Source organism: Microbacterium sp. EYE_78 (assembly GCF_023149035.1).
Lineage (GTDB): Bacteria > Actinomycetota > Actinomycetes > Actinomycetales > Microbacteriaceae > Microbacterium.
In genome coordinates this window covers 404,491-426,886 of the sequence record NZ_JAHXMY010000001.1, presented here as the reverse complement: position 1 = coordinate 426,886, position 22,396 = coordinate 404,491, and the positions used below count along the sequence as shown (strand labels likewise).

The 22,396-nt window shown below is 70.8% G+C and carries 29 protein-coding genes; 16 read left to right on the top strand and 13 right to left on the bottom strand.

Features of this window, described 5'->3' with window-relative positions; translation table 11 throughout:
• Positions 1-53 precede the first annotated feature (53 nt).
• On the bottom strand, positions 54-245 hold the full coding sequence (locus tag KZX17_RS02070; RefSeq protein ID WP_248171040.1) for a hypothetical protein: 192 nt from the start codon (positions 243-245) through the stop codon (positions 54-56).
• A 390-nt stretch (positions 246-635) separates the two neighbouring features.
• Here KZX17_RS02070 and KZX17_RS02065 point away from each other — a divergent pair, with 390 nt between their 5' ends.
• The 3 genes from KZX17_RS02065 (at position 636) to KZX17_RS02055 (ending at position 1,722) form a co-directional block, all read left to right on the top strand.
• Complete coding sequence (locus KZX17_RS02065) at positions 636-926, top strand: hypothetical protein (RefSeq protein ID WP_248171044.1); 291 nt, start codon at positions 636-638, stop codon at positions 924-926.
• Positions 927-1,025: 99 nt separating this feature from the next.
• A complete protein-coding gene (locus KZX17_RS02060) occupies positions 1,026-1,343 on the top strand; it encodes a hypothetical protein (protein WP_248171046.1) in 318 nt (105 codons plus the stop codon).
• 70 nt (positions 1,344-1,413) lie between these two features.
• The gene (locus tag KZX17_RS02055; protein ID WP_248171047.1) at positions 1,414-1,722 is read left to right on the top strand and encodes a hypothetical protein; all 309 of its coding nucleotides are present in this window, start codon (positions 1,414-1,416) and stop codon (positions 1,720-1,722) included.
• Between the two features lie 9 nt (positions 1,723-1,731).
• On the opposite strand, the gene KZX17_RS02050 is transcribed toward KZX17_RS02055, so the two are convergent.
• Positions 1,732-2,478, bottom strand: a complete 747-nt coding sequence (locus KZX17_RS02050; RefSeq protein ID WP_248171049.1) for a glycosyltransferase family 2 protein — start codon at positions 2,476-2,478, stop codon at positions 1,732-1,734.
• Positions 2,479-2,671: 193 nt separating this feature from the next.
• Between KZX17_RS02050 and KZX17_RS02045 the strand changes: the two genes are divergently transcribed.
• The 3 genes from KZX17_RS02045 to KZX17_RS02035 are packed head-to-tail and all read left to right on the top strand — an operon-like array spanning position 2,672 to position 3,799.
• Positions 2,672-3,220: a Dps family protein gene (locus KZX17_RS02045; protein WP_248171051.1), complete on the top strand. Its 549-nt coding sequence runs from the start codon at positions 2,672-2,674 to the stop codon at positions 3,218-3,220.
• Between the two features lie 7 nt (positions 3,221-3,227).
• A complete protein-coding gene (locus KZX17_RS02040; RefSeq protein WP_248171053.1) occupies positions 3,228-3,554 on the top strand; it encodes an ATP-dependent DNA ligase in 327 nt (108 codons plus the stop codon).
• Complete coding sequence (locus tag KZX17_RS02035) at positions 3,551-3,799, top strand: hypothetical protein (protein WP_248171055.1); 249 nt, start codon at positions 3,551-3,553, stop codon at positions 3,797-3,799. The genes KZX17_RS02040 and KZX17_RS02035 overlap by 4 nt, the downstream gene beginning before the upstream one ends.
• Here KZX17_RS02035 and KZX17_RS02030 read toward each other — a convergent pair.
• The gene (locus tag KZX17_RS02030; protein ID WP_248171058.1) at positions 3,786-4,118 is read right to left on the bottom strand and encodes a hypothetical protein; all 333 of its coding nucleotides are present in this window, start codon (positions 4,116-4,118) and stop codon (positions 3,786-3,788) included. The genes KZX17_RS02035 and KZX17_RS02030 overlap by 14 nt on opposite strands.
• Before the next feature lie 60 nt (positions 4,119-4,178).
• Between KZX17_RS02030 and KZX17_RS02025 the strand changes: the two genes are divergently transcribed.
• Positions 4,179-4,502 carry an ATP-dependent DNA ligase gene (locus KZX17_RS02025; protein WP_248171060.1) on the top strand — a complete coding sequence of 108 codons (324 nt, stop codon included), beginning with the start codon at positions 4,179-4,181 and terminating at the stop codon, positions 4,500-4,502.
• On the top strand, positions 4,480-4,962 hold the full coding sequence (locus tag KZX17_RS02020; RefSeq protein ID WP_248171062.1) for a CinA family protein: 483 nt from the start codon (positions 4,480-4,482) through the stop codon (positions 4,960-4,962). The genes KZX17_RS02025 and KZX17_RS02020 overlap by 23 nt, the downstream gene beginning before the upstream one ends.
• 229 nt (positions 4,963-5,191) lie before the next feature.
• Here the strand turns inward: KZX17_RS02020 and KZX17_RS02015 are convergent, their stop codons facing one another.
• Together KZX17_RS02015 and KZX17_RS02010 are read right to left on the bottom strand one after the other, a co-directional pair.
• Entirely contained in the window at positions 5,192-5,545 is a 354-nt protein-coding gene (locus KZX17_RS02015; protein ID WP_248171064.1) for a hypothetical protein, read from the bottom strand.
• Positions 5,546-5,577: 32 nt separating this feature from the next.
• Entirely contained in the window at positions 5,578-5,730 is a 153-nt protein-coding gene (locus KZX17_RS02010) for a hypothetical protein (RefSeq protein WP_248171066.1), read from the bottom strand.
• 122 nt (positions 5,731-5,852) lie between these two features.
• Here KZX17_RS02010 and KZX17_RS02005 point away from each other — a divergent pair, with 122 nt between their 5' ends.
• Together KZX17_RS02005 and KZX17_RS02000 are read left to right on the top strand one after the other, a co-directional pair.
• A complete protein-coding gene (locus KZX17_RS02005; protein WP_248171068.1) occupies positions 5,853-6,065 on the top strand; it encodes a hypothetical protein in 213 nt (70 codons plus the stop codon).
• A gap of 30 nt (positions 6,066-6,095) precedes the next feature.
• Positions 6,096-6,602, top strand: coding sequence for a MarR family winged helix-turn-helix transcriptional regulator (locus KZX17_RS02000; RefSeq protein ID WP_248171071.1), 507 nt, complete (start codon positions 6,096-6,098; stop codon positions 6,600-6,602).
• A gap of 30 nt (positions 6,603-6,632) precedes the next feature.
• On the opposite strand, the gene KZX17_RS01995 is transcribed toward KZX17_RS02000, so the two are convergent.
• Positions 6,633-7,178, bottom strand: a complete 546-nt coding sequence (locus KZX17_RS01995; RefSeq protein WP_248171073.1) for a flavin reductase family protein — start codon at positions 7,176-7,178, stop codon at positions 6,633-6,635.
• 168 nt (positions 7,179-7,346) lie between these two features.
• Between KZX17_RS01995 and KZX17_RS01990 the strand changes: the two genes are divergently transcribed.
• From KZX17_RS01990 to KZX17_RS01965, 6 genes are all read left to right on the top strand, one after another.
• Positions 7,347-8,666, top strand: coding sequence for an O-acetylhomoserine aminocarboxypropyltransferase/cysteine synthase family protein (locus tag KZX17_RS01990; RefSeq protein ID WP_248171076.1), 1,320 nt, complete (start codon positions 7,347-7,349; stop codon positions 8,664-8,666).
• Positions 8,663-9,991, top strand: a complete 1,329-nt coding sequence (locus KZX17_RS01985) for a M20/M25/M40 family metallo-hydrolase (protein WP_248171080.1) — start codon at positions 8,663-8,665, stop codon at positions 9,989-9,991. Before KZX17_RS01990 ends, KZX17_RS01985 begins: the two co-directional genes overlap by 4 nt.
• Before the next feature lie 131 nt (positions 9,992-10,122).
• Complete coding sequence (locus tag KZX17_RS01980; protein ID WP_248171082.1) at positions 10,123-10,818, top strand: GNAT family N-acetyltransferase; 696 nt, start codon at positions 10,123-10,125, stop codon at positions 10,816-10,818.
• Between the two features lie 140 nt (positions 10,819-10,958).
• On the top strand, positions 10,959-12,014 hold the full coding sequence (locus KZX17_RS01975; RefSeq protein ID WP_248171084.1) for an amino acid ABC transporter permease: 1,056 nt from the start codon (positions 10,959-10,961) through the stop codon (positions 12,012-12,014).
• The gene (locus tag KZX17_RS01970; protein WP_248171086.1) at positions 12,011-12,802 is read left to right on the top strand and encodes an amino acid ABC transporter ATP-binding protein; all 792 of its coding nucleotides are present in this window, start codon (positions 12,011-12,013) and stop codon (positions 12,800-12,802) included. Before KZX17_RS01975 ends, KZX17_RS01970 begins: the two co-directional genes overlap by 4 nt.
• A 39-nt stretch (positions 12,803-12,841) precedes the next feature.
• Entirely contained in the window at positions 12,842-13,855 is a 1,014-nt protein-coding gene (locus KZX17_RS01965) for an ABC transporter substrate-binding protein (protein ID WP_248171087.1), read from the top strand.
• 60 nt (positions 13,856-13,915) lie between these two features.
• On the opposite strand, the gene KZX17_RS01960 is transcribed toward KZX17_RS01965, so the two are convergent.
• The 7 genes from KZX17_RS01960 to KZX17_RS01930 all read right to left on the bottom strand — a co-directional run bounded on the left by KZX17_RS01960 (position 13,916) and on the right by KZX17_RS01930 (position 22,322).
• Positions 13,916-14,770, bottom strand: coding sequence for a DUF1684 domain-containing protein (locus KZX17_RS01960; protein WP_248171089.1), 855 nt, complete (start codon positions 14,768-14,770; stop codon positions 13,916-13,918).
• A 25-nt stretch (positions 14,771-14,795) separates the two neighbouring features.
• On the bottom strand, positions 14,796-15,815 hold the full coding sequence (locus KZX17_RS01955; protein WP_248171091.1) for an LLM class flavin-dependent oxidoreductase: 1,020 nt from the start codon (positions 15,813-15,815) through the stop codon (positions 14,796-14,798).
• On the bottom strand, positions 15,812-17,209 hold the full coding sequence (locus tag KZX17_RS01950; RefSeq protein ID WP_248171092.1) for a M20/M25/M40 family metallo-hydrolase: 1,398 nt from the start codon (positions 17,207-17,209) through the stop codon (positions 15,812-15,814). Before KZX17_RS01950 ends, KZX17_RS01955 begins: the two co-directional genes overlap by 4 nt.
• The gene (locus KZX17_RS01945; protein ID WP_248171095.1) at positions 17,206-18,831 is read right to left on the bottom strand and encodes an ABC transporter ATP-binding protein; all 1,626 of its coding nucleotides are present in this window, start codon (positions 18,829-18,831) and stop codon (positions 17,206-17,208) included. The genes KZX17_RS01950 and KZX17_RS01945 overlap by 4 nt, the downstream gene beginning before the upstream one ends.
• On the bottom strand, positions 18,828-19,439 hold the full coding sequence (locus KZX17_RS01940) for an ABC transporter permease (protein ID WP_308194528.1): 612 nt from the start codon (positions 19,437-19,439) through the stop codon (positions 18,828-18,830). The genes KZX17_RS01945 and KZX17_RS01940 overlap by 4 nt, the downstream gene beginning before the upstream one ends.
• Positions 19,440-19,740: 301 nt before the next feature.
• Positions 19,741-20,712 (bottom strand): ABC transporter permease, encoded by a 972-nt coding sequence (locus KZX17_RS01935; RefSeq protein WP_248171097.1) that lies wholly within the window; start codon positions 20,710-20,712, stop codon positions 19,741-19,743.
• Positions 20,709-22,322: an ABC transporter substrate-binding protein gene (locus KZX17_RS01930; RefSeq protein ID WP_248171099.1), complete on the bottom strand. Its 1,614-nt coding sequence runs from the start codon at positions 22,320-22,322 to the stop codon at positions 20,709-20,711. Before KZX17_RS01930 ends, KZX17_RS01935 begins: the two co-directional genes overlap by 4 nt.
• Positions 22,323-22,396: the final 74 nt, after the last annotated feature.

Sequence of the window (22,396 nt, the reverse complement as noted above, 5' to 3'; positions counted from 1 at the left end):
CAGAGGAGCGGCCGCACCCCGTTCGGATGCGGCCGCTCCCCGATCGGGGGACCTCAGTCGCCGTCGCGGTGCAGCGACCTGCTCGAGTCCGCCGAGTCGGGGTCGACGCCCGGCTCGACGTTCTCGATGGGCACGCTCTCGTCGTTCGAGGCTGCGTGACGGACGGCCTCGATCGGGTCCTCGTCCGGCAGCGAGCCCCCGGGCAGCGAGCCGTCCGACTCCGCGCGTTCGGTGTGATCGGTCATGTCGTGCTCCTCTCGTTCGGTGGGCCGACGGTACGTCCGAGGGGCGCCACGGGAGAGGGGCTTGCACAGGTAAGGCCCCGGCGATAAGCCCGATCGCCGGGGCCTGTCATAAGCGGGGGAGTGGAACGGTGACCCGAACACCTCTCGACTCGACCATCCGCCTACTTACCTTGCACGCCCAACGCTAGGCGGGCTGTTGGATGTGCGTGGGGGCATTGACTCCGCCCCGCCGGGTCTGCTACTCACCTCGGCGGCGGGTACCCCCGGGTGCGCGGTGTGTCAAGGCCCTCCGTGAGACGGGCTCTGCGAGCGATGGTGAATCCGCGAGGCAGTTTGCTCGCCGACGGTCAATGACGATCGCCAGACACGCTACACCCCGGAGGTGCGACCATGAGCGCAGACCCCGTCCATCAACTCACGCTCGAGGCGCTGGCGCCGGGCGCCTGGCGTCTTTGCAATTCGCGGGTCTCGCGCGCCGACGCGGCGAACCTCCTGGCATACGTCGAGGAGGCGGCCGACGGCGGCTACGACGTCACCTGGGTCCACGGCGGGTCGGGTACCGCATGGTTCCCGACCGTCGACGAACTCCTTCTCGGCGGCGCCCGCCATCTCGCCGCCTGCGCCTCGCGTCGGGGCAAGCCGAAGCCGATCGCGCACCGTCCGCCGCTCGCCGCGCTCTGACGGGTAGTGTCTGCGTCCCGGCCTGTCAAGATCGTGGCCTTCGCGTCCGATAGGTCGGATGCTGGTGCACCGAAGCCCGCCGGAAGCCGAGGAGACCCGATGAAGCGCATCGACATCTCGTACGGCGGTCAGTGGTACAGCGTCGGCAACCGGACGCTCGACGACGTGCACCGCGAGATCCAGGAGGGCGCGCGGGCCGGCGAGCACTGGCTCGCCGTCAACGACGGTGAGGGCAGTCCTCGCCCCGCGTACCTCTTCATCACACCGGGCGTGCCCATCGCCGTGATCCCCGTGCCCGAGCCGCAGGACCCGCCGACGGACGGACAGGCCCCGGCGTTCGACGATCCGGAGCCGGAAGGCCTGTCACCGCTCTGGGACGGACCAACGATCCACACCGGGCGACCACGCCGCCGGTGAGCGCCTATCCCTGCGTGCCGACACGGTCAAGGGGATAACGGTCCGTGGAACGGGCGAGCACACTTGCGCTATGAGCGATGCGAAGGATGTCGGCCGCACGGGTGACCACCACGGCCAGGACGGCGGACGCGAAGAGATCTGGGCGGGGGACGTCCAACGCGGCACCGCAGGCGACCCTGCGCAGACCGCGCCGATGATGTCGCAGAACGACGCCGACGCCGGCCAGAAGATCGAGGGCATCCTCGTGCAGACGCGCGCGGACGTCGCCGGTCACGACGACGTGGACCCGAGATCCATCCTCGCGCAGCGGCTGAAGGAGGCCGGGATCGCTGTCACCGACGAGGAGTTCGAGGCGGTCGCCGTCCGGCTGAACGGCTGAACGGCTGCGTCAGATCATCGAGATCGGGTGCGCGACGCGACGGATGCCGTCGGCCGCCGCCCGCTGCAGGTCGTCCCGCAGGCGCTCGGCGTACCCCCGGCCTGCCTGCCGTGCCGCGCGCCCGCTCGTGCGCACCCAGGCGGCATCCGACGCGACCACCTCAGCGCCGGATCCGCGCAGCGCGTCGACGAGGGTGATGTCCTCCCGGTCGGCGCGCGGAAATCCTCCGACGTCACGGAGGGCGTCGGCGCGGACGCCGAGGTTCGCTCCGTGCGCGCGACCGTCGGCGACCCCCGGTGTGTGCGCTGCCCACCACGCGTCGGTCTGCTCGGGTGTGAGGTCGGCGAAATCGGGGCGGACGGTACCCGCGATCGCGACGGCGCCCCGCCGCGCAAGCGAGAGCTGATGCGTGAGCCAGTGCGGCGGCACGATCGAGTCGGCATCGGTGTGCGCCGTCCAGATCCGCTCGGGCGGCAGGTCGGCGAACAGCTGGAGCGCGGCGTCCACGCCGGCGTTCCGGCCCGCGGCGGCCGAGCATTCGTCGATCTCGACGACCATGACATCGGCGGCGGAGGCGATGTCGGCGGATGCGTCGCGGCACGCATCGAGGACCACGACGATCTGCACCCCGATGCCGGCGGCGCGGGCCGCCAGTGCCGCGATCTCGAGGGCGCCGAGCGACGCGGCCAGCAGCTCCTCCTCGTCGCGCGCGGGCACGACGACGACGATCGCCTCGATGGGGTGGGTCGTGGGCATGGAACCTCCTGCCACCGTCCACTGTGGACGCGATCGTTCTCGGAGACAGCAGGCTTGACGAGCGACCCGGCGTGCGCAACCGTCCCTCGTCGCGGGGTTATCACCGGGCAGGAGGGGACGCAACCCGATGCCCCGGCGCGATGCGCGGTCGTAGCGTGAAGGACATCCACGTTCCGCGAAGAAGGGATGTCCCATGACGACCACTGAGGCGAAGCCCGCCGCCCGTAACAAGCGCCGCCCCGCGAAGTCGGGTGCGCAACTGACCGAGGAGCAGAACGCCGAGCGCGGCTTCACCGCGTCGCAGAAGCTGAGCGACAACCTGCAGGCCGTGCTCGTCGACCTCCTCGAGCTCTCGATCCAGGGCAAGCAGGCCCACTGGAACGTCGTCGGCAAGAACTTCCGCGACACCCACCTGCAGCTCGACGAGATCATCGACGCCGCCCGCGAATTCAGCGACACCGTCGCCGAGCGCATGCGTGCGCTCCACGCCGTCCCGGACGGGCGCAGCGACACGGTCGCCGAGACGACCACCCTCCCCGAGTTCCCGCACGGCGAGGTCCTGACCTCCGAGGTCATCGACCTCGTCACCGAGCGGCTCGAAGCCGTCATCGGCACTTGCCGCGACGTCCACGACGACGTCGACGACGAGGACCCGACGAGCGCCGACATTCTGCACAGCATCCTCGAGTCGCTCGAGCAGTTCGCGTGGATGATCAGCGCCGAGAACCGCACCCCTCGGTGATCCTGCGGTGGGCAAGTTCATCTACGACGGCACGCTCAAAGTCGACTTCGACGACCGCGCGCTTGCCCACCTGCAGCTCGTCATCAGCACGAAGCTGAGACGCGGGGAGTCCTTCCACTTCACGTGGAAGGACGACCCGTCGATCGGCGACGGTCGGACGAGCGTCTGGCTGCACCCCCGGTGCACGCTCGTCTTCAAGTTCTACCGCGGCGAGCGACCGCCGCTGAACATGGCGTGGATCGAGGCCTTGTCGTCCGTGGCGAACTCGCCCGGTGGGCTCTACATCGTGCCCGAGCCGACGGCGGCCTCGGCGAAGGAGGAGGTCGGGCTGTGAAGCGGATCGACGTGCACTACGGCGGGGAGCAGTACAGCATCGGCGAGGAGACCTACGAGGAGATCGCGGGTCAGATCGCGGCCGCGCTGGCGTCGGGGCACGGCTGGATCACCGTCAACGACGGCGAGGGCGCGCCTCGCCCGGCGCATCTGCTGATCTCCCCCGGTGTGCCGATCGCCCTGATCCCGATCCCCGACGCGCCCGAGGACGACGGCGCCGCGGAGGGCGCGTTTACTCCGAGCTGAGCTCGGGCCCGTGCTCGACCTCGAAGAGGCCCGACACGAGCTGGATGCCACCCGACGAGTTCGCGGAGGTGGCGAGCTCCTCGATCCACTCCCGGCTCAGTTCCGGCGGCTCCGGCTCGTCGAAGACGAAACGCAGGGGGATCGAGGGGTGCAGCCAGATGGTCGTGCGGCCACGGGGGAAGTCGTCGGGATGCTGCCACGACACGGTGAAGCTCTCGGAGCGGCGGAGCTTCGTGGCGATGACGACCTTCAAGTGCGCGAGCGCACGATCCTCGATCCGAATCGGCATCGCCGAGCCGCCGTAGTAGATGAGGCCCATGGGGACACCATAATGGGAAGACGTCGCTGCGGGACCGCGGTGACACGGGGAAGGAAACGAGTGGGCAAGTTCATCTATGAGGATTCCATCAAGGTGGACTTCGAGGACCGCACGCTGGCGCACCTTCAGCAGGTGATCGGCAACAAGCTCCGCCGCGGCGAGTCCTTCCACTTCACGTGGCGCGACGATAAGAGCATCGGCGAGGGGCGAACGTCGGTGTGGCTCCACCCGCACGCATCCCTCGTCTTCAAGTACTACGGCAGCCGTCAGTCGCGCATCAACCGTGCGTGGTCCGAGGCGCTGATGTACGCGGCGAACTCGCCCGCGGGACTGCACCTTGTTCCCGAGCCCGCCGACCCCGGTGAGGCGGAGTCCTCTGCCTGACATCGTCGAGGACATCTCCGCCGCCGCTCGCCGCGCGGGGCTCACCTGCGCCGTCGCTGAATCGCTGACCAGCGGCAAGCTCGCCGCGGAGGTCGGGCGCGGCGAGGGCGCACAGGAGTGGTTCGCCGGAGGCATCGTCGCCTATCAGACACGGGTCAAGGAGCAGGTGCTCGGCCTCGAGCCCGGCACCGACCCGTGCTCCGCGGCGTGCGCCGAGCAGCTCGCGCGGGGTGCGCGAAGCATCATGGACGCCGACGTCGCGGTGTCGACGACGGGCGTGGGAGGACCGGACGACCAGGACGGGCACCCGGCCGGCACGGTGTACCTAGGCTGGGCGACGGGGGATCGGACAGGGCATCGTTTGCTGCACTTCGACGGCGAGCCGGAAGAGATTCTCGACGCGGCTGTCCGGTCGGCACTCAGCCTGCTCGACGACGTCATCACCGGTCGGGTCCACTGACGCCGCCCAGACATGCGACGTGCCGCAACACGTCGCAGTCGGGGGAGTGCGAGGTCTTGCGGCACGTCTGTCGGCGATGGGGGCCGACGTTCGGAGGTGGGGAGCCTCCGGGGTCCGTCACACCAGGGGGATGGTCACACCAAGAGCGGCGGAGTGCCGAATCGCTCGGTGAAGTCGGCGGCGAGGGCGTCCTCGAAGGCGTCCGCGTCGTCGAAGAGATCGGTCTCGCTCACGCGGCCACCACGGCTCGGCGGGGCTCGGCCCGGTTCTGGGAGATCTCGGGGATGTCGAGGTCGGCGTCGAGCACCAAGCCGCCGTTGGAGGTGGCCTGATCGGCCATCTCGCGAAGGGTGGCGGGGTTGAGGGCGATCGCTTCGGCCTGCTCGTATACGAAGCGCAGCGGGATTGCGGGCTGGAACCAGAGCGTCGTGCGGCCCTGGCCGTCGGCCTCGGTGCCCTTCCACGAGACGACGAAGCTCTCGCTGCGGCGCAGCTTGGTCGTCGCGATCGCCGCAAGATGGGCGAGGACGCGATCGGGCATCGTGATGGGGGCGTCGACGTTGCCGTAGTACAGGTTTCCCATGATTCCTCCTGGTGTGTGACGTGTGCAGGTGTTCAGTTGGTGGCCGGCGTCGCCGTCGAGCGGTGGCGGCGCCGAGACAGGGCGTCGATGATGCCGCCGCGCCACCAGTTGCGCTGCTCAGGGATGAGTGCGACTCCCAGCGCAGTGAAGGGCGCGGGTACGGGGCGAGCGGTGGTGGGGTTCATCTGTCCGTTCCTGAATTACTAGCTAAACAATACATCTAGTGGATTTCACATCTCTTGTCTATCATTGATCTCGAGAAGGACAGAATCTGTCACAGATCTGAATGAGTAAGGTGGACTAGCCGATGACGATGCTCGACTCGCACGACAGCGTGGGCGTCCGCGACGCAGTCGCGACGTGGCACGAAGTGGAGAAGGGCTTCTGGGTCGGCAACACCCACGGGCGGTTCCTCGGAACCGTGGAGTCCACTCCTTCCGGTTACGTCACCCGAGACGATGCCGGTGGCATCGTGGGGACGTATTCGGTCGTCGCCGAGGCTCGGGCGGCGATCGGATGAACGACAAGCGCAGCGAGCCGGGGAGCTGACATGCCTCAATCGATCGTTCGTCACGAACACACCCATCTGTATGCGGCGCAGCCGAAGACGGACGCCGGTCGTGACCTCAGCAGCGCCATCTTGGAGCTGCGTCACGCCGAGCAGGTCCAGGCCGACCGCTCGCAGCGGATCTCCGGCCTCGGCAGCATCGACCTCTCCGCCCTCCGGTACCTCGTGCAGGCGCAGCGGGAGGACCGCGAGATCAGCCCAAAGGGCCTCATCGTCATGCTCGGAACGTCGAGCGCCACGGTCACGAACGTGATCGAGCGACTCGTCGGCAAGGGCTATGTCATCCGCGAGCAGCACCCGACCGACCGACGCGCGCACTACCTGGTGCCGACGGACGCGGCGGTGGAGCTCGTGGACGAGGTGTACGGCGCCCACCACGGCGCCGTCGTCTCGGTGATCGACGGGCTGGACGAGGCCCAGGTCATCGCGGCGACCGAGGTCATCCGCCGCATCGCCGGTTCGCTGGACGACCTCGCCCGCCGGTCCTGACGTCCGGCCGCCCGCTGCAGGGGAACGACGTCAGATCGTCGTGTCCTCGCCGAGCCGGTGCCACGTCCGGTTGTGGTAGACCAGCGGGATCGAGGAATCGCGCTCGATGTTCGCCTGCAGAGCATGCGCGGCAATGATCGTGGAGCCTCCGGCGTCCATTCGGTCGATGACGGCGCAGCGGACCCACGCCCGGACACCGTGGTAGACGGGCTCGCCGGTCACGAGGCGTGACCAGGGGAGTTCCGCGAACCGGTCGATACCGCTCGTGGCGCCGGTCTTGGCGACCGGGAGGTCCTCGGCGTCGAGCAGGTGGACGACCACGGTTTCAGCCTCCAGCAGCGTCTTCGCTGCGGACGACAGCGCCGACACGGAGAAGATGAGCAGCGGCGGGTCTGCGCTCACGGACGAAACGGACGTCGCCGTCAACGCGACCGGGCCGTGGCCCGCGTCGGCGGTGATGACCGCGACACCGCCGGGATGACCCCGGAAGACCGCTTTGAACTCGTCGGCCGACAGCGACTCACCGAACGTGTGGGTCGGCGGCTGCGCGGCGCCGAGCGGGGATGCCTCACTCATGCTCCGCGACGTTAGCCCGATCGCGGCGGACGTACTCGTGCGTGCTTCTCGTGACGTCATACGGCGAAACCTCCGCACACGACAACCGGTCGCGCGCGCAAAGCATTCCCGCCGACACACGGAGCAACACGGCGTCCCGCCATCGCGCACTCCTGTGGAATGGGCCGTATGAGCGCCCCCGCCGACCGGTTCGCGTCCCTCCAGGTGCATTCGGGATACGTCCCCGGCACACCGCAGAACGCCGTGGCGCCGCCGATCTATCAGACGACCGCGTACGAGTTCGCCTCGCTGCAGGACGCGGCGGACATCTTCGCCCTCCGTCGCGCCGGCAACCTCTACAGCCGCTCCTCCACGCCCACACAGCAGATCTTCGAGGAGCGGGTGGCGGCGCTGGAGGGCGGCCGGGCGGCGGCAGCGGTCGCGTCCGGGCAGGCTGCCGTCGCCATCACCCTGCTCGCGCTGGCGCGCGCCGGGGAGCACATCGTCGCGGCGGCCCAGCTCTACGGCGGCACGGTGGATCTGCTGCAGGACACCTTCGCCGACTGGGGGATCGAGGTGGATTTCGTCGACCAGGACGATCCGGATGCGTGGCGGCGGGCGATCCGGCCCACGACGCGGGCGCTGTTCGCGGAGTCGGTGACGAACCCCACGGCCCACGTCCTCGACATCCGCACCGTCGCCGACATCGCCCACGACGCGGGCGTCCCCTTCGTCGTCGACAACACCGTCGCGACACCGTTCCTGCAGCGGCCCGGCGATCACGGCGCCGATCTCGTCGTCCACTCGGCGACGAAGTACCTCGGCGGTCACGGCACATCGATGGGGGGCGTCGTCGTCGACATCGGCTCGTTCGACTTCGGTGTCGAACCCGGGCGCTGGCCGCAGCTCACGCAGCCCTATGCGCGCGTCGGCGACGTCGTCCTGTGGGACCGGTTCTCGGCGGAGGGGCTCGCGTTCATCGCTCTGCTGAAGACCAAGTACGTGCATGACCTCGGGCCGTCGCTGTCTCCCTTCAACGCGTTCCAGCTGCTGCAGGGCCTCGAGACGCTGGATCTGCGGATGGCGCGGCACGCGGCATCCGGTCTCGTCGTGGCCCGGTATCTCGATGCCCACCCGCACGTCGACGTCGTCCACCACCCCGGCCTCGACGGCAACGCCTGGGCGGATGCCGCGACGACCTACCTCCCACGAGGCGTGCCGGCGGTGTTCTCGTTCGACCTCGCCTCGAGCGGTGACGCCGAGACCGACCGGACGCGGGTGCACCGCTTCGTCGACGCGCTCGGGCTGGTCAAGCTGGTCGCCAACATCGGCGACGCGCGAAGCCTGGTCGCGCACCCCGCGTCGATGACCCACAGCCACCTCGATGACGGCCAGCTGGCCGAAGCCGGGATCTCGGCGCGCACGATCCGACTGTCGATCGGCCTCGAGGATCCGGACGACATCGTCGCCGACATCGCACAGGCGCTCGACCGGGTCGCTCTCCCATGACCGGTGGGTCGCTCCTCGAGAAGGAGACGCTGGACTTCGTCCGCGACCTCATCCGGATCGACAGCGTGAACACGGGGGTCGCCGAGACCATCGGCGACGGCGAGACGCGGGCCGCACGATACGTGCAGGAGCGGCTCGCCGACGCGGGGATCGAGGCGGAGCTCGTCGAACCGCGGCCGGGGCGCGCGTCGGTGGTCGCCCGCATCCGCGGTCGAGAGCCGGCTGCCGGGGCGCTGCTCGTGCATGCGCACCTCGATGTGGTGCCCGTCGATGAGACGGACTGGACGCGCCCGCCGTTCGGCGCCGAGATCCACGACGGCTTCCTCTACGGCCGGGGCGCGGTCGACATGAAGGACTACGCGGGGATGCTGCTGGCCGTCGCGCGCCACTACGCGCGCGAGGGCATCGTGCCCCGGCGCGACCTCGTGTTCGCCTTTCTCGCCGATGAGGAGAGCGGCGGTGTGTGGGGAGCGGGGTGGATCGTCGAGCACCGACCCGATCTGCTGGCCGGGGTCACCGAGGCCCTCAGCGAAGTGGGCGGCTTCTCGGTGCCGCTGTCCGGACGGCCGGGCCACGACCGGCGCGCCTACCTCGTCGCGACCAGCGAGAAGGGCGTGTCCTGGGCCACGCTCGTCGCCCGGGGCGAGGCATCCCACGGGTCCCGTCCCCGGGACGATAACACCGTCGTACGGCTCGCGCGTGCGGTCGCGGCGGTCGGCGCGCACCGGTTCCCCGTCGTCCGCACACCCGCGCTGCAACGCTTCTTCGACGTCTTCGGGGCGGCGAGAGGGCTCGCGTTCACGGACGAGACGCTGGCCGAGGACGTCGAGTCGCTCGGCTTCGTCGCGGGTCTGGTCGGGGCATCCACTCGGAACACCGCGACGCCGACGGTGCTGGCCGCCGGGGAGAAGACCAACGTCATCCCCGCCGAGGCCAGCGCGCGGCTCGACCTGCGGATCGTGCCCGGCGGTGACGACGACCTGCGGCGCACCGTCCGTGCGATCGCCGGCGACGACGTCGACGTCGACTTCGGGCGATGGTGGTCCGCGACCGAGGCGCCGATCGACGCACCGCTGCTCGGGGTGATCCAGCGTGCGGTAGGCGAGGACGACCCGGACGGCGTCGTCGTCCCGTACCTGCTGCCCGCCAGCACGGACAACAAGCACTTCGCCCGGCTCGGCATCGCGGGCTACGGGTTCGTCCCCCTGCGGGTCCCACTCGACTTCGACGTCTTCGCCCAGTTCCACGCCGCCGATGAGCGGGTGCCCGTGGACGCCCTCGCGTTCGGGGCGCGAGTCACCGAGCGCATCCTCCGCACCGCCTGACGACACCGGCGGATCGCGCCGGTGCTACGTGACGGCGTGTGTCGGGGCGTGGCGGCGCTCGGCCGCCGCACCGGATCACGTGTCTAGAGTCGACACCGTCCGACGCGCGGCGTCGGGAGGAAGGCGATGCAGTGAGCAGCACGACGACGACGGACGTCCGCGACAACCCGGCCTGGCACTCCCTCGCGGGGACGCACGCGCACCTCGCGGAGGGTGACGACCTCGTCGGGCGCTATCCGCCGGACGTCGCGGGCTTCGTCGGGGTCCGGACGTGGGATGACCCCGCCGTCTGGGACTCGCTCGTCGCGGTGCTCGGGCGCGGGGCGGATTTCGGCATCAGCGGGGCCGACCCGGAGCTGCCCGCCGGATGGCAGACGACATGGCACGGCCAGGGCGTGCAGCTCGTCGAGACCGATCGGCTGCGGCCGCGCCCCGACGACGAGGTCGTCGTGCTCGGAGCCGACGACGTGCCCGAGATGCTGGCGCTCGTCGAGCGCAACCAACCCGGTCCCTTCCTTCCGCGCACCCACCTGCTCGGACGCTACGTCGGGATCCGCCGCGAGGGTCGACTCATCGCGATGGCGGGCGAGCGGCTGCAGCCGGGGGAGTGGACCGAGATCAGTGCCGTGTCCACGGATGACGCGTACCGTCGCCAGGGCCTGGCCTCGCGACTGGTCCTCGACGTCGCCTTCCACATCCAGGCGCGCGGCGGGCGGGCCATGCTGCACGCCGCCGCGGCCAACACCAGTGCGATCGCGGTCTACGAGAAGCTCGGCTTCGAGCTCCGTCGACGGACCACCTTCATGGGGATCCGCATCCCCGACTGACGCTCGGGCATCGGCGGTGTTACGCCGTATCTCGCTCGATGTCGGCATGTGCCGTCATCGCGCGCGACGCCCGAGCCGAATCCCTAGCGTCACGTGCACGCGGCCATCCGGTCCGCGCTTCACACCCCGCAGGGAGAACCATGGCAACGACCGTCACGGACGCACCCGTCGCACCCGTCGCACCCGTCCGTCCGTCATCCCGCGTCGACCTGGGCGAGCTGCCCGTGGTCCACACCCGGCATTGGTTCCGATGGACCCTGAGCGCGATCCTCCTCTTCGTCATCGCGCAGTTCGCCTGGTCGCTCGTCACGAACGAGAACTACGAATGGGGCGTCTTCGGGCAGTACTTCTTCTCCGAGCCGGTGCTCGTCGGCATCGGCTACACCCTCACCCTCACTGCGGTGTCGGCGGTGATCGGGTTCGTCCTCGGCACGGTCCTGGCGCTCGGCCGGCTCGCGGCGTCACCGCTGCTGAACGCCATCTCGTGGTCGTACATCTGGTTCTTCCGCTCGGTGCCGCTCGTCGTGCAGATCATCGTCTGGTACAACCTCGGATACCTGTACCCAACGCTCGGGCTCGGCACCCCGTTCACGACCGACTTCTGGATCGTCGAGTTCCCCACCGTGCAGCTGATCAGCGCCTTCGCCGCCGCGATCCTCGGGCTCGGACTGCACCAGGCCGCGTACTCCGCCGAGATCATCCGCGGCGGACTCCTGTCGGTCGACCAGGGGCAGCACGAGGCCGCGGCGGCACTCGGCATCCCCGCCCGTCAGCGCCTGTTCCGCATCATCCTGCCGCAGGCCGCGCGCTCGATCATCCCGAACGCGTCCAACGAGGTGATCGGGCTGGTGAAGGGGGCGTCGGTCGTCTTCGTCATCGCGATCCCCGAGCTCTTCTACGCCGTGCAGGTGATCTACAACCGCAACAGCCGGGTGATCCCGCTGCTGCTGGTCGCCGTCGTCTGGTACACGATCATCACGACGATCCTGAGCATCGCGCAGTACTACGTCGAGCGGCACTACGCACGCGGCGCGACCCGCGTCCTGCCGCCCACCCCGCTCCAGCGCTTCCGCCGCTGGTCGACGGCGCAGTGGCGACGCCTCGGTGACGCGCCGGCACCGCCGCCGCCGCCCGGGCAGGCGACGGCATCCGTCGGCGACCGCAACGACGTGCGATACGGGGGGACCGGCGCATGAGCGGCATCGTCGACGCGGCGCCGCGGACCGGCCTCGTCGAGATCCACAACGTCCACAAGTCCTACAACGGCATCGAGGTCCTGCGGGGCATCGACCTGACGGTCGAGCCGGGTCAGGTCGTCGCGATCCTCGGCCCGAGCGGATCGGGAAAGTCCACGCTCCTGCGCACGATCAACCACCTCGAGTCGATCGATCGCGGATCGGTTACCGTCGACGGTCAGCTCATCGGGTACGAGCAACGGGGCGGCAAGCTCCACGAGCTCCGCGAGAAGGAGATCCTGCGTCGTCGGACCCAGATCGGCATCGTCTTCCAGAACTTCAACCTCTTCCCGCACCTGACGGCCCTCGAGAACGTCTCCGAGGCGCCGGTGGCGACCGGCAGGCTGTCGAGGGATGCCGCATCCGACCTCGCCCGCTCGCTCCTCGAGCGCGTGGGGCTCGCCGACAAGGCGGGGCACTACCCGCGGCAGCTGTCGGGCGGTCAGCAGCAACGGGTGGCGATCGCGCGGGCGCTCGCGCTCACTCCGAAGGTGCTGCTCTTCGACGAGCCGACCAGCGCCCTCGACCCCGAACTGGTCGGCGAGGTCCTGGACGTCATCCGCGGCCTCGCGCGCAGCGGCACGACGCTCATCATCGTCACGCACGAGATCGGCTTCGCCCGCGAGGTGGCCGATCGCGTCGTCTTCGTCGACGACGGACGCATCGTCGAGGAGGGAGCACCCGACGAGGTCCTCTCCGCCCCGGCGCATCCCCGCACCCGCGAGTTCCTCGCCAACGTCCTCGCCTGACCCTCCACCCGAACACCACAGCACCAGAGAGAGCAGAACATGGCCATCAGCAAGAAGCAGGGCGTCGCCCTCGGCGTCGGGATCGTCGCCGTCGCCGCCGTCGTCGGCGGAGTCGTCGCGGCGGTGAACCTCGGCGGCGCGCCCGTCGACGCCGCCCCCGCCGCCGCCGACAGCACGCCGGCAGCCGAGAAGAACGTCGCGTCGGGCGACATCACCTGGATCCACACCGAGCCGGTCCCCGAGGCCGTCGACGCGCTCGAGGCGAGCGGGTTCGAGCCGATCGAGGCGGGCAAGCTGACGGTCGCCATCGGCTCGTTCGTCCCGCCGCTGAGCTATCAGCCCGAGGGAACCTCCGCCGCGACGGACGTCGCCGGCACCGAGCCGAACATCGGCTCGCTCATCGCGGAGGGCCTCGGTCTCGAGTACAACCCGCAGGTCGTCGCCTGGGCGGACTGGCCGCTCGGCGTGCAGTCCGGCAAGTACGACCTCATCACCTCGAACGTGACGGTGACCGAGGAGCGCAAGGAGCTCTACGACTTCGCCAGCTACCGGCAGGACCTGCTCGGGTTCTACGTGCGGAGCGACAGCGACATCGACGCGATCACCGAAGCGGCCGACATCTCGGGCCTGACCATCACCGTCGGCTCGGGCACGAACCAGGAGCAGGTGCTGCTCGCGTGGAACGAGGAGCTCGAGGCGGACGGCGAGGCGCCGGCCGAGCTGGCCTATTACGACGACACCGCCGCGGCGACCCTCGCGCTGCAGTCGGGGCGTGCCGACGCGGGCTTCGGCCCGAACGCGACGGCGGCATGGGCCGCCCGCGAGACCGGCGACACGAAGCTCGTGGGGATCGTCCCCGGCGGATGGCCGCAGACGGCCGAGATCGCCGCCGGCACGAAGAAGGGCAACGGCCTCGCCGAGCCGGTCTCGATCGTCATCAACCACCTCATCGAAGAGGGCACGTACGCCGAGGTGCTCGAAGCCTGGGGCCTCGAGTCCGAGGGCGTCACCGAGTCGCGGGTGAACCCTCCGGGGCTGCCGAAGTCCGAGTGACGACGAGAGAAGGGGCGGGATCCGGATGCCGGGTCCCGCCCCTTCCTCGTGCGTCGACGGTCAGCTGCGCCGGACGGGGACGGCGTCGGCGCGGACGCGGTCGAGCGGCGTCTTCTCGCCGGCCTCGACCGCAACGGGCAGGTGGTTCCGCGACGGCGGCAGTGGGCACGTGGCGTGGTCCGTATACGCGCAGGGCAGGTTCGTCGCCCGCGTGAAGTCGATCGTCGTGCGGCCCTCCGCATCCGGCGCCGGGACGAGGATCGATCGGTTGGCGGCGTAGGTGGTGACCCCGCTCGTCTCGTCGCGGAACAGGACGAGGAGGTGCTCCGCGCCGGCGGAGAAGGCCAGCAGGTCGCGGGGCCCGCCGTCGAGTTCGAAGCGGAGCACACCGGGAGCGTCGTAGACGTGCGTCAGGCCCTCGACAGCGGCGCCCACTTCGGTCGGTTCCGGCTCGTCGAAGGCGACGAACGCGGCATCGACCCGCCACCGCGGGTGCGGGTCGTAGGCGGGGGTTCCCGTGTACGCCGCGAGGAAGGGGTGGTCCGACCGGCGCGGGCGGACGATCGTGAACCCGCCTCGCTTCGCGAGTTCGATCGCCCCGGCGACGGGCCCGTCGCTGAAGTGGAGCAGGATGCCGGCGCGTTCGGCGAGCTCGCCGAACGCGTGCCGACCGCGGATGACGGTGCCGTCGTGCGTGAGCGTCTCACCCTCGGCCAGCTCGACGACCGCTCCCTCGGGTCCGATGCTCCAACGCCCCGGCGCGTCCGCGAGGGCGACGGGATCTTCGGTGAGCCAGTACAGGCCCGTGATGGCATGGAATCCGAGGGGGTCGTTCCGGCGCCGCTCGTGCCGGTGGTGCCACTGCTCCCATTCGGTCTCGAACTGCTCGAGGTCGACGTCGGTCGTGCTGGTCATGGGGATGCTCCCGGTGATCGTGCGGTCAGTGGACGGAGACGGTGGACGGGCGCCAGCCGAGGACGGGGAGGAGGCCGTGGCGGATGTCGCCGAGGATCTGGCGGTACTCGTCGACGGTGAACCCGTAGGGCAGCGACACCCGCAGCTGCGTGCGGCCGTCGAACACCTCGTCCGCAGAGAGACGGTCGGCGATCTCGGCCACGGTACCGTGCAGGTCGCGCCCGAACACGAGGCGACGATCCCCCGCGAGGACCGGTCGATGCGTCCGCTCCTCGCGGGCGGCGGTGTACGCCGCGTAGTGCTCTCGCTGCGAGGCTGTCGCCGAGTCGACGGGGATGACGACGCGTTCGACGCCGACCGCGCGCTCGCCGCCGGCGAATCGCTCGTGATACTCGTCGAGGTGGATCCGCTGCGCGTGCTCGAAGGTCGGGGCCGCGTCGCCGTCGCCCACGTTGCCGAGCAGCAGGCGGAGCCCGTTCTCGGCCGCCCACCGCACCGACCGGAGCGAGCCGCCGCCCAGCCAGACGCGGCCCCGCAGTCCAGGGGCGTGCGGCTGGATGCGCGGGATCTGAGGGCCGGAGGGCGTCGGAAGCGGGTCATCCGACAGCGGCATCCCCTCGAGCGCTCGCAGCAGTCGTTCGACGGCCGCGTACGGGTCCGCGTGGTGGCCGGCGACCGGGCGCGCGTAGGGCGTGAGCAGCTCGTCGTGCGGGCGCGACGTGCTGACACCGAGGTGCAGCCGTCCGCCTGCGAGCGCGTCGACGAGCGCGGCATCCTCCGCCACGCGGAACGGCGTCTCGTGTCCGAGCGGTACGACAGCGCTCTCGAGGGTGATCGAGTCGGTGCGCTGCGTCGCGGCGGCGAGGAAGGCGAGCGCGCCGGAGACGCCGCGCTCGAGGTGGCGCTGACGGATGCCGGCCACGTCGAAGCCGAGCTCCTCGGCGTGCGCGAACAGCTTGAGCGCGGCCTCAAGGCCCGCGGCAGGCGAGTCCTCGGCATAGGTTCCGGCGAAGATGACCCCCGCGGTGGGGATGACGGCCGTCACGCGCGTGAGTCCCGCCGCGCGGGCCGCCGCGCGGCGCCGGCGGGGTCGTGGAAGCGACGGACGACGTGGTCGAGGGCCTCGGCCGTGAGGTCGAGGGATGCCAGGTCGATGCGCTCGTCGTGACCGTGGAAGAGGCGGCGGAAGGTGCCGTAGTCCCACCGTTCGCTGAGGACGCCGAAGCCGTACGCGGGGATGCCGCGGCGCCGGAAGAACCGGCCGTCCGTCCCGCCGATCCCGAGCATGGGGAGGAGCTCCGCCCGAGGATAGGCCCGACGCACGGCGGCCTCGAGCGCACCGAACAGCGGGGTGTCCGTCGGCGAGACCGTCGACGCTCCGAACCAGTCGCCGACGACGTCGATGTGCTCGATGAGGTCGCCGAGCGCGTCGCGCAGGTACCCGTCCACGTCCTCGGGGGTGACACCGGGGAGGATGCGGATGTCGAGCTGCACGGTGGCTTCGCCGGGGATCACGTTGCCCTTCTCGCCCGCGCGCACGACCGTGGGGGCGATCGTCGTGTGCGTCGACGCGTGCGCGAAGCCGTCGAGACCGCCGACGCCGCCGATCCCGTCGAAGAAGCGCCGAGGGTCGGTGACGGCGTCGCGGACGGCGTCGTCGAGGTCGAGCGCGCGCGCGTAGTCGCGCCACTGCGGCGTGATGACCGTCGGTGTGCGGTGCCGGGACAGTCGGACGACGGCCTCCGCGGCGATCGTGGCGGCGTTGCGCGCGCTCCAGGGGGCCGATCCGTGCCCGGGGCTGCCCGTGATGCGCAGGGTGCGAGGAGCGGCACCCTTCTCGCCGACCATGACGCCGATGGACGGCAGTGGTCCTGCCGAGGCGCCGCCGGACTCGGTGAGGACGTAATCGGCGTCGATGAGGTCCGGCCGGTGCGTGACCAGCCAGTCGACGCCGAATCGGCTCCCGTGCTCTTCGTCGGCCACCGCGGCGAAGATGAGGTCACCGCGCGGTCTGAAGGCCGAGCGTTCGAATGCCCCGGCCGCGAGAGCCCGCGTCACCACGGCGTACGCGGCGGTGAGGTTGAGCATGTCGATCGCGCCCCGACCCCACAGGACGTCATCGACCACCTCGGCGGCGAAGGGATCCCGCTGCCAGCCCGCGGGCTCGACGGGTACGACGTCGGTGTGGCCCACGAGGGCCAACGACGGAGCATCCGGATCGGTGCCGGGGATGCGCACGATCAGGGACGTGCGCCCGGGATGCGGCTCGACGGTCACGCCCTCGAGTCCCGAGCCCTCGAAGAACCGCTGCAGTGTCGCGACCTGCCGGTGTTCGTGCCCCGAGTCGGGGGTGCCGTCGTTGACGGCGGCGTTCTGGATCAGCTCGCGCAGCAGGTCCGTCGTCTGCGCGCCCAGCGGGCCGATCGAGCGCGCGGTCACCGCGTCGCCTCCGTCCACGAGCCGCTCCGCCGTCCGGGGACCGCCGCGAGCAGGCGTCGGGTGTACGGGTCGCGGGGGTCTGTGAGCACCTGCGATGCAGTGCCGAGCTCGACGACGCGTCCAGCGCTCATCACGGCGACGCGATCCGAGATCTCCCGCACGACGGCCAGGTCGTGACTGATGAAGAGGTACGACACACCGGTGGCGTCCTGTATCTCGGTGAGCAGCGCGAGCACCTGCGCCTGAACCGAGACGTCGAGGGCCGACACCGCCTCGTCGAGGACGACGAGGTCGGGTCGGAGTGCGAGTGCACGAGCGATCGCGACCCGCTGGCGCTGCCCGCCGGACAGCTCTGCGGGCCGCCGGGTCGCGACGCCCGAGGGCAGCGCGACCTGGTCGAGCAGCTCGCGGACGCGAGCCGCCCGAGCGGGGCGGTCGCCCTCGCGGAAGGCCCGCAGCGGCTCGTCGATGACCTGCTCGATCGTGAACCGCGGGTCGAGGGAGGCGAACGGGTTCTGATAGACGAGTTGCAGCCGACGGCGAACCGCGCGCACCTCCGCTGCGTCCGCGGCGCCCAGGTCGATGCCGTCGAACCGGATCCGGCCCGAGGTCGGCGTCTCCAGGCGCAGCGCGAGCCGGGCGGTCGTGCTCTTGCCCGACCCCGATTCGCCGACGATCGCGAGCGTCTCGCCTCGCCCGACCGTCAGCGACACGTCGTCGACCGCACGCAGCGTGCGTCGCCCCGGTAGCGCGAACTCCTTCGAGACGCCCGTCAGTTCCAGCAGCGGCTGCGCGTCATCCGGCTGTCGACGCGGGACCCGTGCGATCGGGGCGGAACGAAGACCCGGAGCCGCGTCGATGAGGGCGCGGGTGTACGGATGCCGTGGGTCGCCGAGCACCGCCGCCGTCGGCCCCTGCTCCACGATCCGGCCGTGCTGCATCACCACGATGCGGTGCGCGCGGTCGCTCGCGACGGCGAGATCGTGGGTGATGAGGAGGACGGCGGTGCCGAGTCGGCGGGAGAGCCCGTCGATGTGGTCGAGGATCTGCTGCTGCACCGTGACGTCGAGCGCGCTGGTCGGTTCGTCGGCGATGACCAGGTCCGGCTCCGCCGCGAGTGCCGTCGCGATGAGGGCGCGCTGGGTCATGCCGCCGGAGAACTGGTGGGGGAACTGCTGTGCGCGGGCCTCGGGCTCGGGGATGCCGGCGAGGCGGAGCAGTTCGACGGCCTGCTGCTCGGCCGCCCGGCGCGAGGCGATGCCGTGGATGACCAGCGGCTCCGCGACCTGCGGTCCCACCCGCTTGACCGGGTTGAGGCTGGTCGCGGGATCCTGGGGGATCAGCCCGATGCGGCGACCGCGGACAGCCCGCCACTGGCGTGCCGACAGCCGCGAGACCTCTTCGCCGGCGAAGCGGATGCTCCCGGCATCCACCGTCGCGTTCCGTGCGAGCAGGCGCAGCACGGCATGCGCGGTCGTGCTCTTGCCCGAGCCCGACTCTCCGACGATGGCCACGACCTCACCGCGCTCGACCGAGAACGAGGCGCCGTCGACGGCCGTCCGCGTCCGGCCGCCCACCGTGTACGAGACGGCGAGATCGGTCACCTCGAGCAAGGCCGTCACCGCGCGCCGCCGTCCCGCTCGAGCGCGCGCGCGATCCGATTGGCGGAGAGCACCACGGCGACGATGACCAGGCCCGGCAGCGTCGTCAGCCACCACGCCACGGCGAGGTAGTCCCGACCGCCCGAGACGAGGGATCCCCACTCGGGTGCCGGCGGCGGCGCGCCGAACCCCAGGAAGGACAGCGACGAGATCGCGAGCACCATCACGCCGAACTCCAGCGCAGCGAGCGCGACGACGGGTGCCGCCGCGTTCGGGAGGACGTGACGACGGAGGATTGTCGTCCAGCGCACCCCGCTGACCCGAGCGGCTTCGACGTAGACCGAGGTTGCGACGGAGAGGACCTCGGCGCGCATCACCCGCGAGAAGGTGGCGATCGAGGCGAGCCCGACGGCGACGGCGACGTTGAGCGTCCCGAATCCGAGGGCGGTGATGAGCGCCAGCGAGAGGAGGAGACTCGGGATGGCGAGGAGCACATCCATGAGTCGCATGATCGCGTCGTCGACGAAGCCGCGGATGAAGCCGGCCAGCAGCCCGAAGAACGATCCCACGCTCAGGCCGACGAGGACGGCGACGGTCGTCGCGGCGAGCGAGGTCGCCGATCCGTGCACGACGCGGGCGTAGAGGTCTCGGCCCAGGTTGTCGGTGCCGAACGGGTGCGCGGGGCCGGGCGGCAGCAGGCGATCCCGAGGTCGCCCGCGAGAGGATCGGCCGACGTGAACCAGGTCGGCGCGAGTGCCCAGAGGATCACCACGGCGAGGACGCCGATCGCGATCAGCAGGCTCGGCCGGCGCAGGAACGCGAGGTTGCCGGGCCGCCGCGGGCGCCCGGGGGCCGGAGGGTCGACGGGGGTCGCGGGAGGAGCGGCCGCCCGGGCGGTGGCGAGGTCGGCGGACATGTCGGCTCCGATCGTCAGGCGACCGCGAATGCGGTGCGGGCCACGGTGATGCGGCGGTCGATGAGGGGGTACACGAGATCGACGACGAGGTTCGCGGTGACGAACACCAGCGCCGCGAAGACGACCACGATCTGCACGATCGGGATGTCGCGGTTGTTGACGGCCGTCACGACGAGGCGGCCGATCCCGAGGCGCGAGAAGACGGTCTCGGTCACGACCGCCCCGGACAGGAGCCCGCCGACCATCACCCCGAGCATCGTCAGGGTCGGGATGACGGCGTTGCGCAGCGCATGACCGAGCTGCACCCGCGCCTCGCCCGCCCCCTTGGCGCGGACGACCTCGATGTACGGCTGCGACATCGTCGAGCGGAGGCTGCGCGAAAGCAGCTGCGCGACGAATGCGCCGGACGGGATCGCGATCGTCAGCGCGGGCAGGACGAGGCTGACGAGGCCTGCGTCGCCCACGGCGGGGAAGATCCGAAGCCGGAAGGAGAACGCCTGCAGCAGGAGCAGGCCGATCCAGAAGACCGGGATCGACACGCCGATGGGCGGGAGCGCGAACAGCACGTTCCGCACCCACGGGGTGCGGGAGAGCGAGGCGGCGACCGCGAGCGAGGCGCCCAGTGCGATCGCCAGCACGAATGCGGCGGAGGTCAGCGCGAGCGTGGGAGGTAGGGACTCCGCGAGCAGATCGACGGCCGGCCGGCCCGTCTGCGTCGAGACGCCGAAGTCCCCCGTCAGCGCTCGTCCGAGCGCCAGGACGTACTGCTCCCACAGCGGACGGTCGAGCCCCAGCTGCGCGCGGAGCTCCGCCACGAGCGCGGGATCCACGCTCTGATCGCCGCCGGCGGCCAGCGATGCGGCGTCTCCCGGCAGGAGGTAGAGGACGAGGAACGAGACCGTGTAGGCCGCCCACAGGACGATCGCTCCCTGCAGGAGGCGCAGGCCGACGTAGCGCGCCCACACGGTCCCGCTCCCCGCGCTCATTCGGCTGCCACCCAGGCGTCGTAGAAGTCGAGCCGGCTGGATGCCTCGAAGGTGAGGCCCTGGACCCGTTCGGCGGCGGTGATCGTCGTCGACAGCTCGTAGATGGGGATCGAGTGGCCCTCGGTGATGAGCTGCCGTGCGGCCTCGTCGACGAGCTGCTGCCGCTCCGTTGCGTCCACGACGGCCGACTGGGCATCGAGCGCGTCGTCGAGGGTGTTCCGCTCGGTGCGCTGCGTCGGGTTGGTCGGGCTGTCGACGCCGAAGACGGTGCGGAGGACGTCGGGGTCGGCGCGGGTGAGGTTGCCGTAGCTGAAGTCGTAGTCGCCGTCGGCGTTGGCCGCCGTGACGTCTGCGATGGCGGCGAAGGTGAGCTGCAGGTCGACGCCGATTTCCCGGAGCTGCTGCTGCACGAGCTCGAGCACCTCCTTCGGGGTCTGCCAGTAGGTGACGTGGAAGCGCAGCGGGGTGCCGTCCTTCTCGCGGATGCCGTCGGCGCCCTCGGTCCAGCCGGCCTGCTCGAGCAGGTCGCGGGCGGCATCCGGATCGAACTCGAGGACGTCACTCAGATCGGTGAAGAACGGCGTGGAGCTCGCCAGTGGCGAGACGGCGGGGGTGTCGTCCGCGCCCAGCAGCGTCGAGGTGATCGTCTCGCGGTCGATGCCCTTCTGGATCGCCAGGCGCACGTCCTTCTCCGCGAGGATCGGGGTCGTCTGGTTGGCGTACAGGTTGTACACCGACCCGGGGTTGGCCCGGGTGGTCGACCAGAACCCGTCGGTGTCGAACAGCGCGGCATCGGCGGTGGAGATGCCGGTGGTCGCGTCGATCTGTCCGGACTGCAGGCTGCCGGTGCGGTTGCCCGCTTCGGGGACGACCAGATAGGTGATCGTGTCGAGGTAGGCGTCGCCCTGGTGTGCGCTGGTGGGCGGGGCCCAGTCGAAGCCGTCGCGGCGTTCGAGCACGGCGCGGTCGCCGACCGTGTACGACGCCACCGCGAAGGGTCCCGAGCCGATGTACTCGCCCGCGCAGCGCTCCTCGGGGGTCAGTCCCGCGGTTGCCGGCGAGAGGAGGCCGAGGGAGAACGTCGACGTGGCCTGCAGGAACTGGGCGCTCGGGCGCTCGAACGTGATGGTGACGGTGCGGTCGTCGGCGACCTCGATGTCCTGCAGCCCCGCGAGGTAGGACGACCCGAGCGTGGACTTCGCACCGAGCGCCTGGATCGCCTCGAAGTTTGTCTTCACGGATGCCGCGTCGATCGGCGCGCCGTCGGCGTACGTCGCACCCTCGCGCAGGGTGAAGGTGAACGCCGTGGCGTCGTCGTTCACGTCGAACTCCTCGGCGAGCCACGGCAGGATCTCGCCGGAGTCGGGGTCCTGCACGGTCAGCGACGCGACCGTCTGGCGGGCGATCGCGATGGCGTCGTTGTTGCCGACCTGCTGCGGGTCGATGCATCCGCTGTCGACGGAGATGGCGAACGTCAGATCGCCGCCCGCCACGGGTTCGGCGTCGCCGGCGGGCGAGGCAGCCGGCGCGGTGCTGCCGCAGGCGGTGAGGACGAGGGCGACGGCGCCGAGCAGGACGAGCGCGGGGCCGGGGCGAGCGGTCGAGGGCATGTGATCTCCGGGGCGGTGTGGCGTGGGGCGGATGCCGGGTTCGGCGTGACGCCCTCCACTCTTCGTGCCGGCTG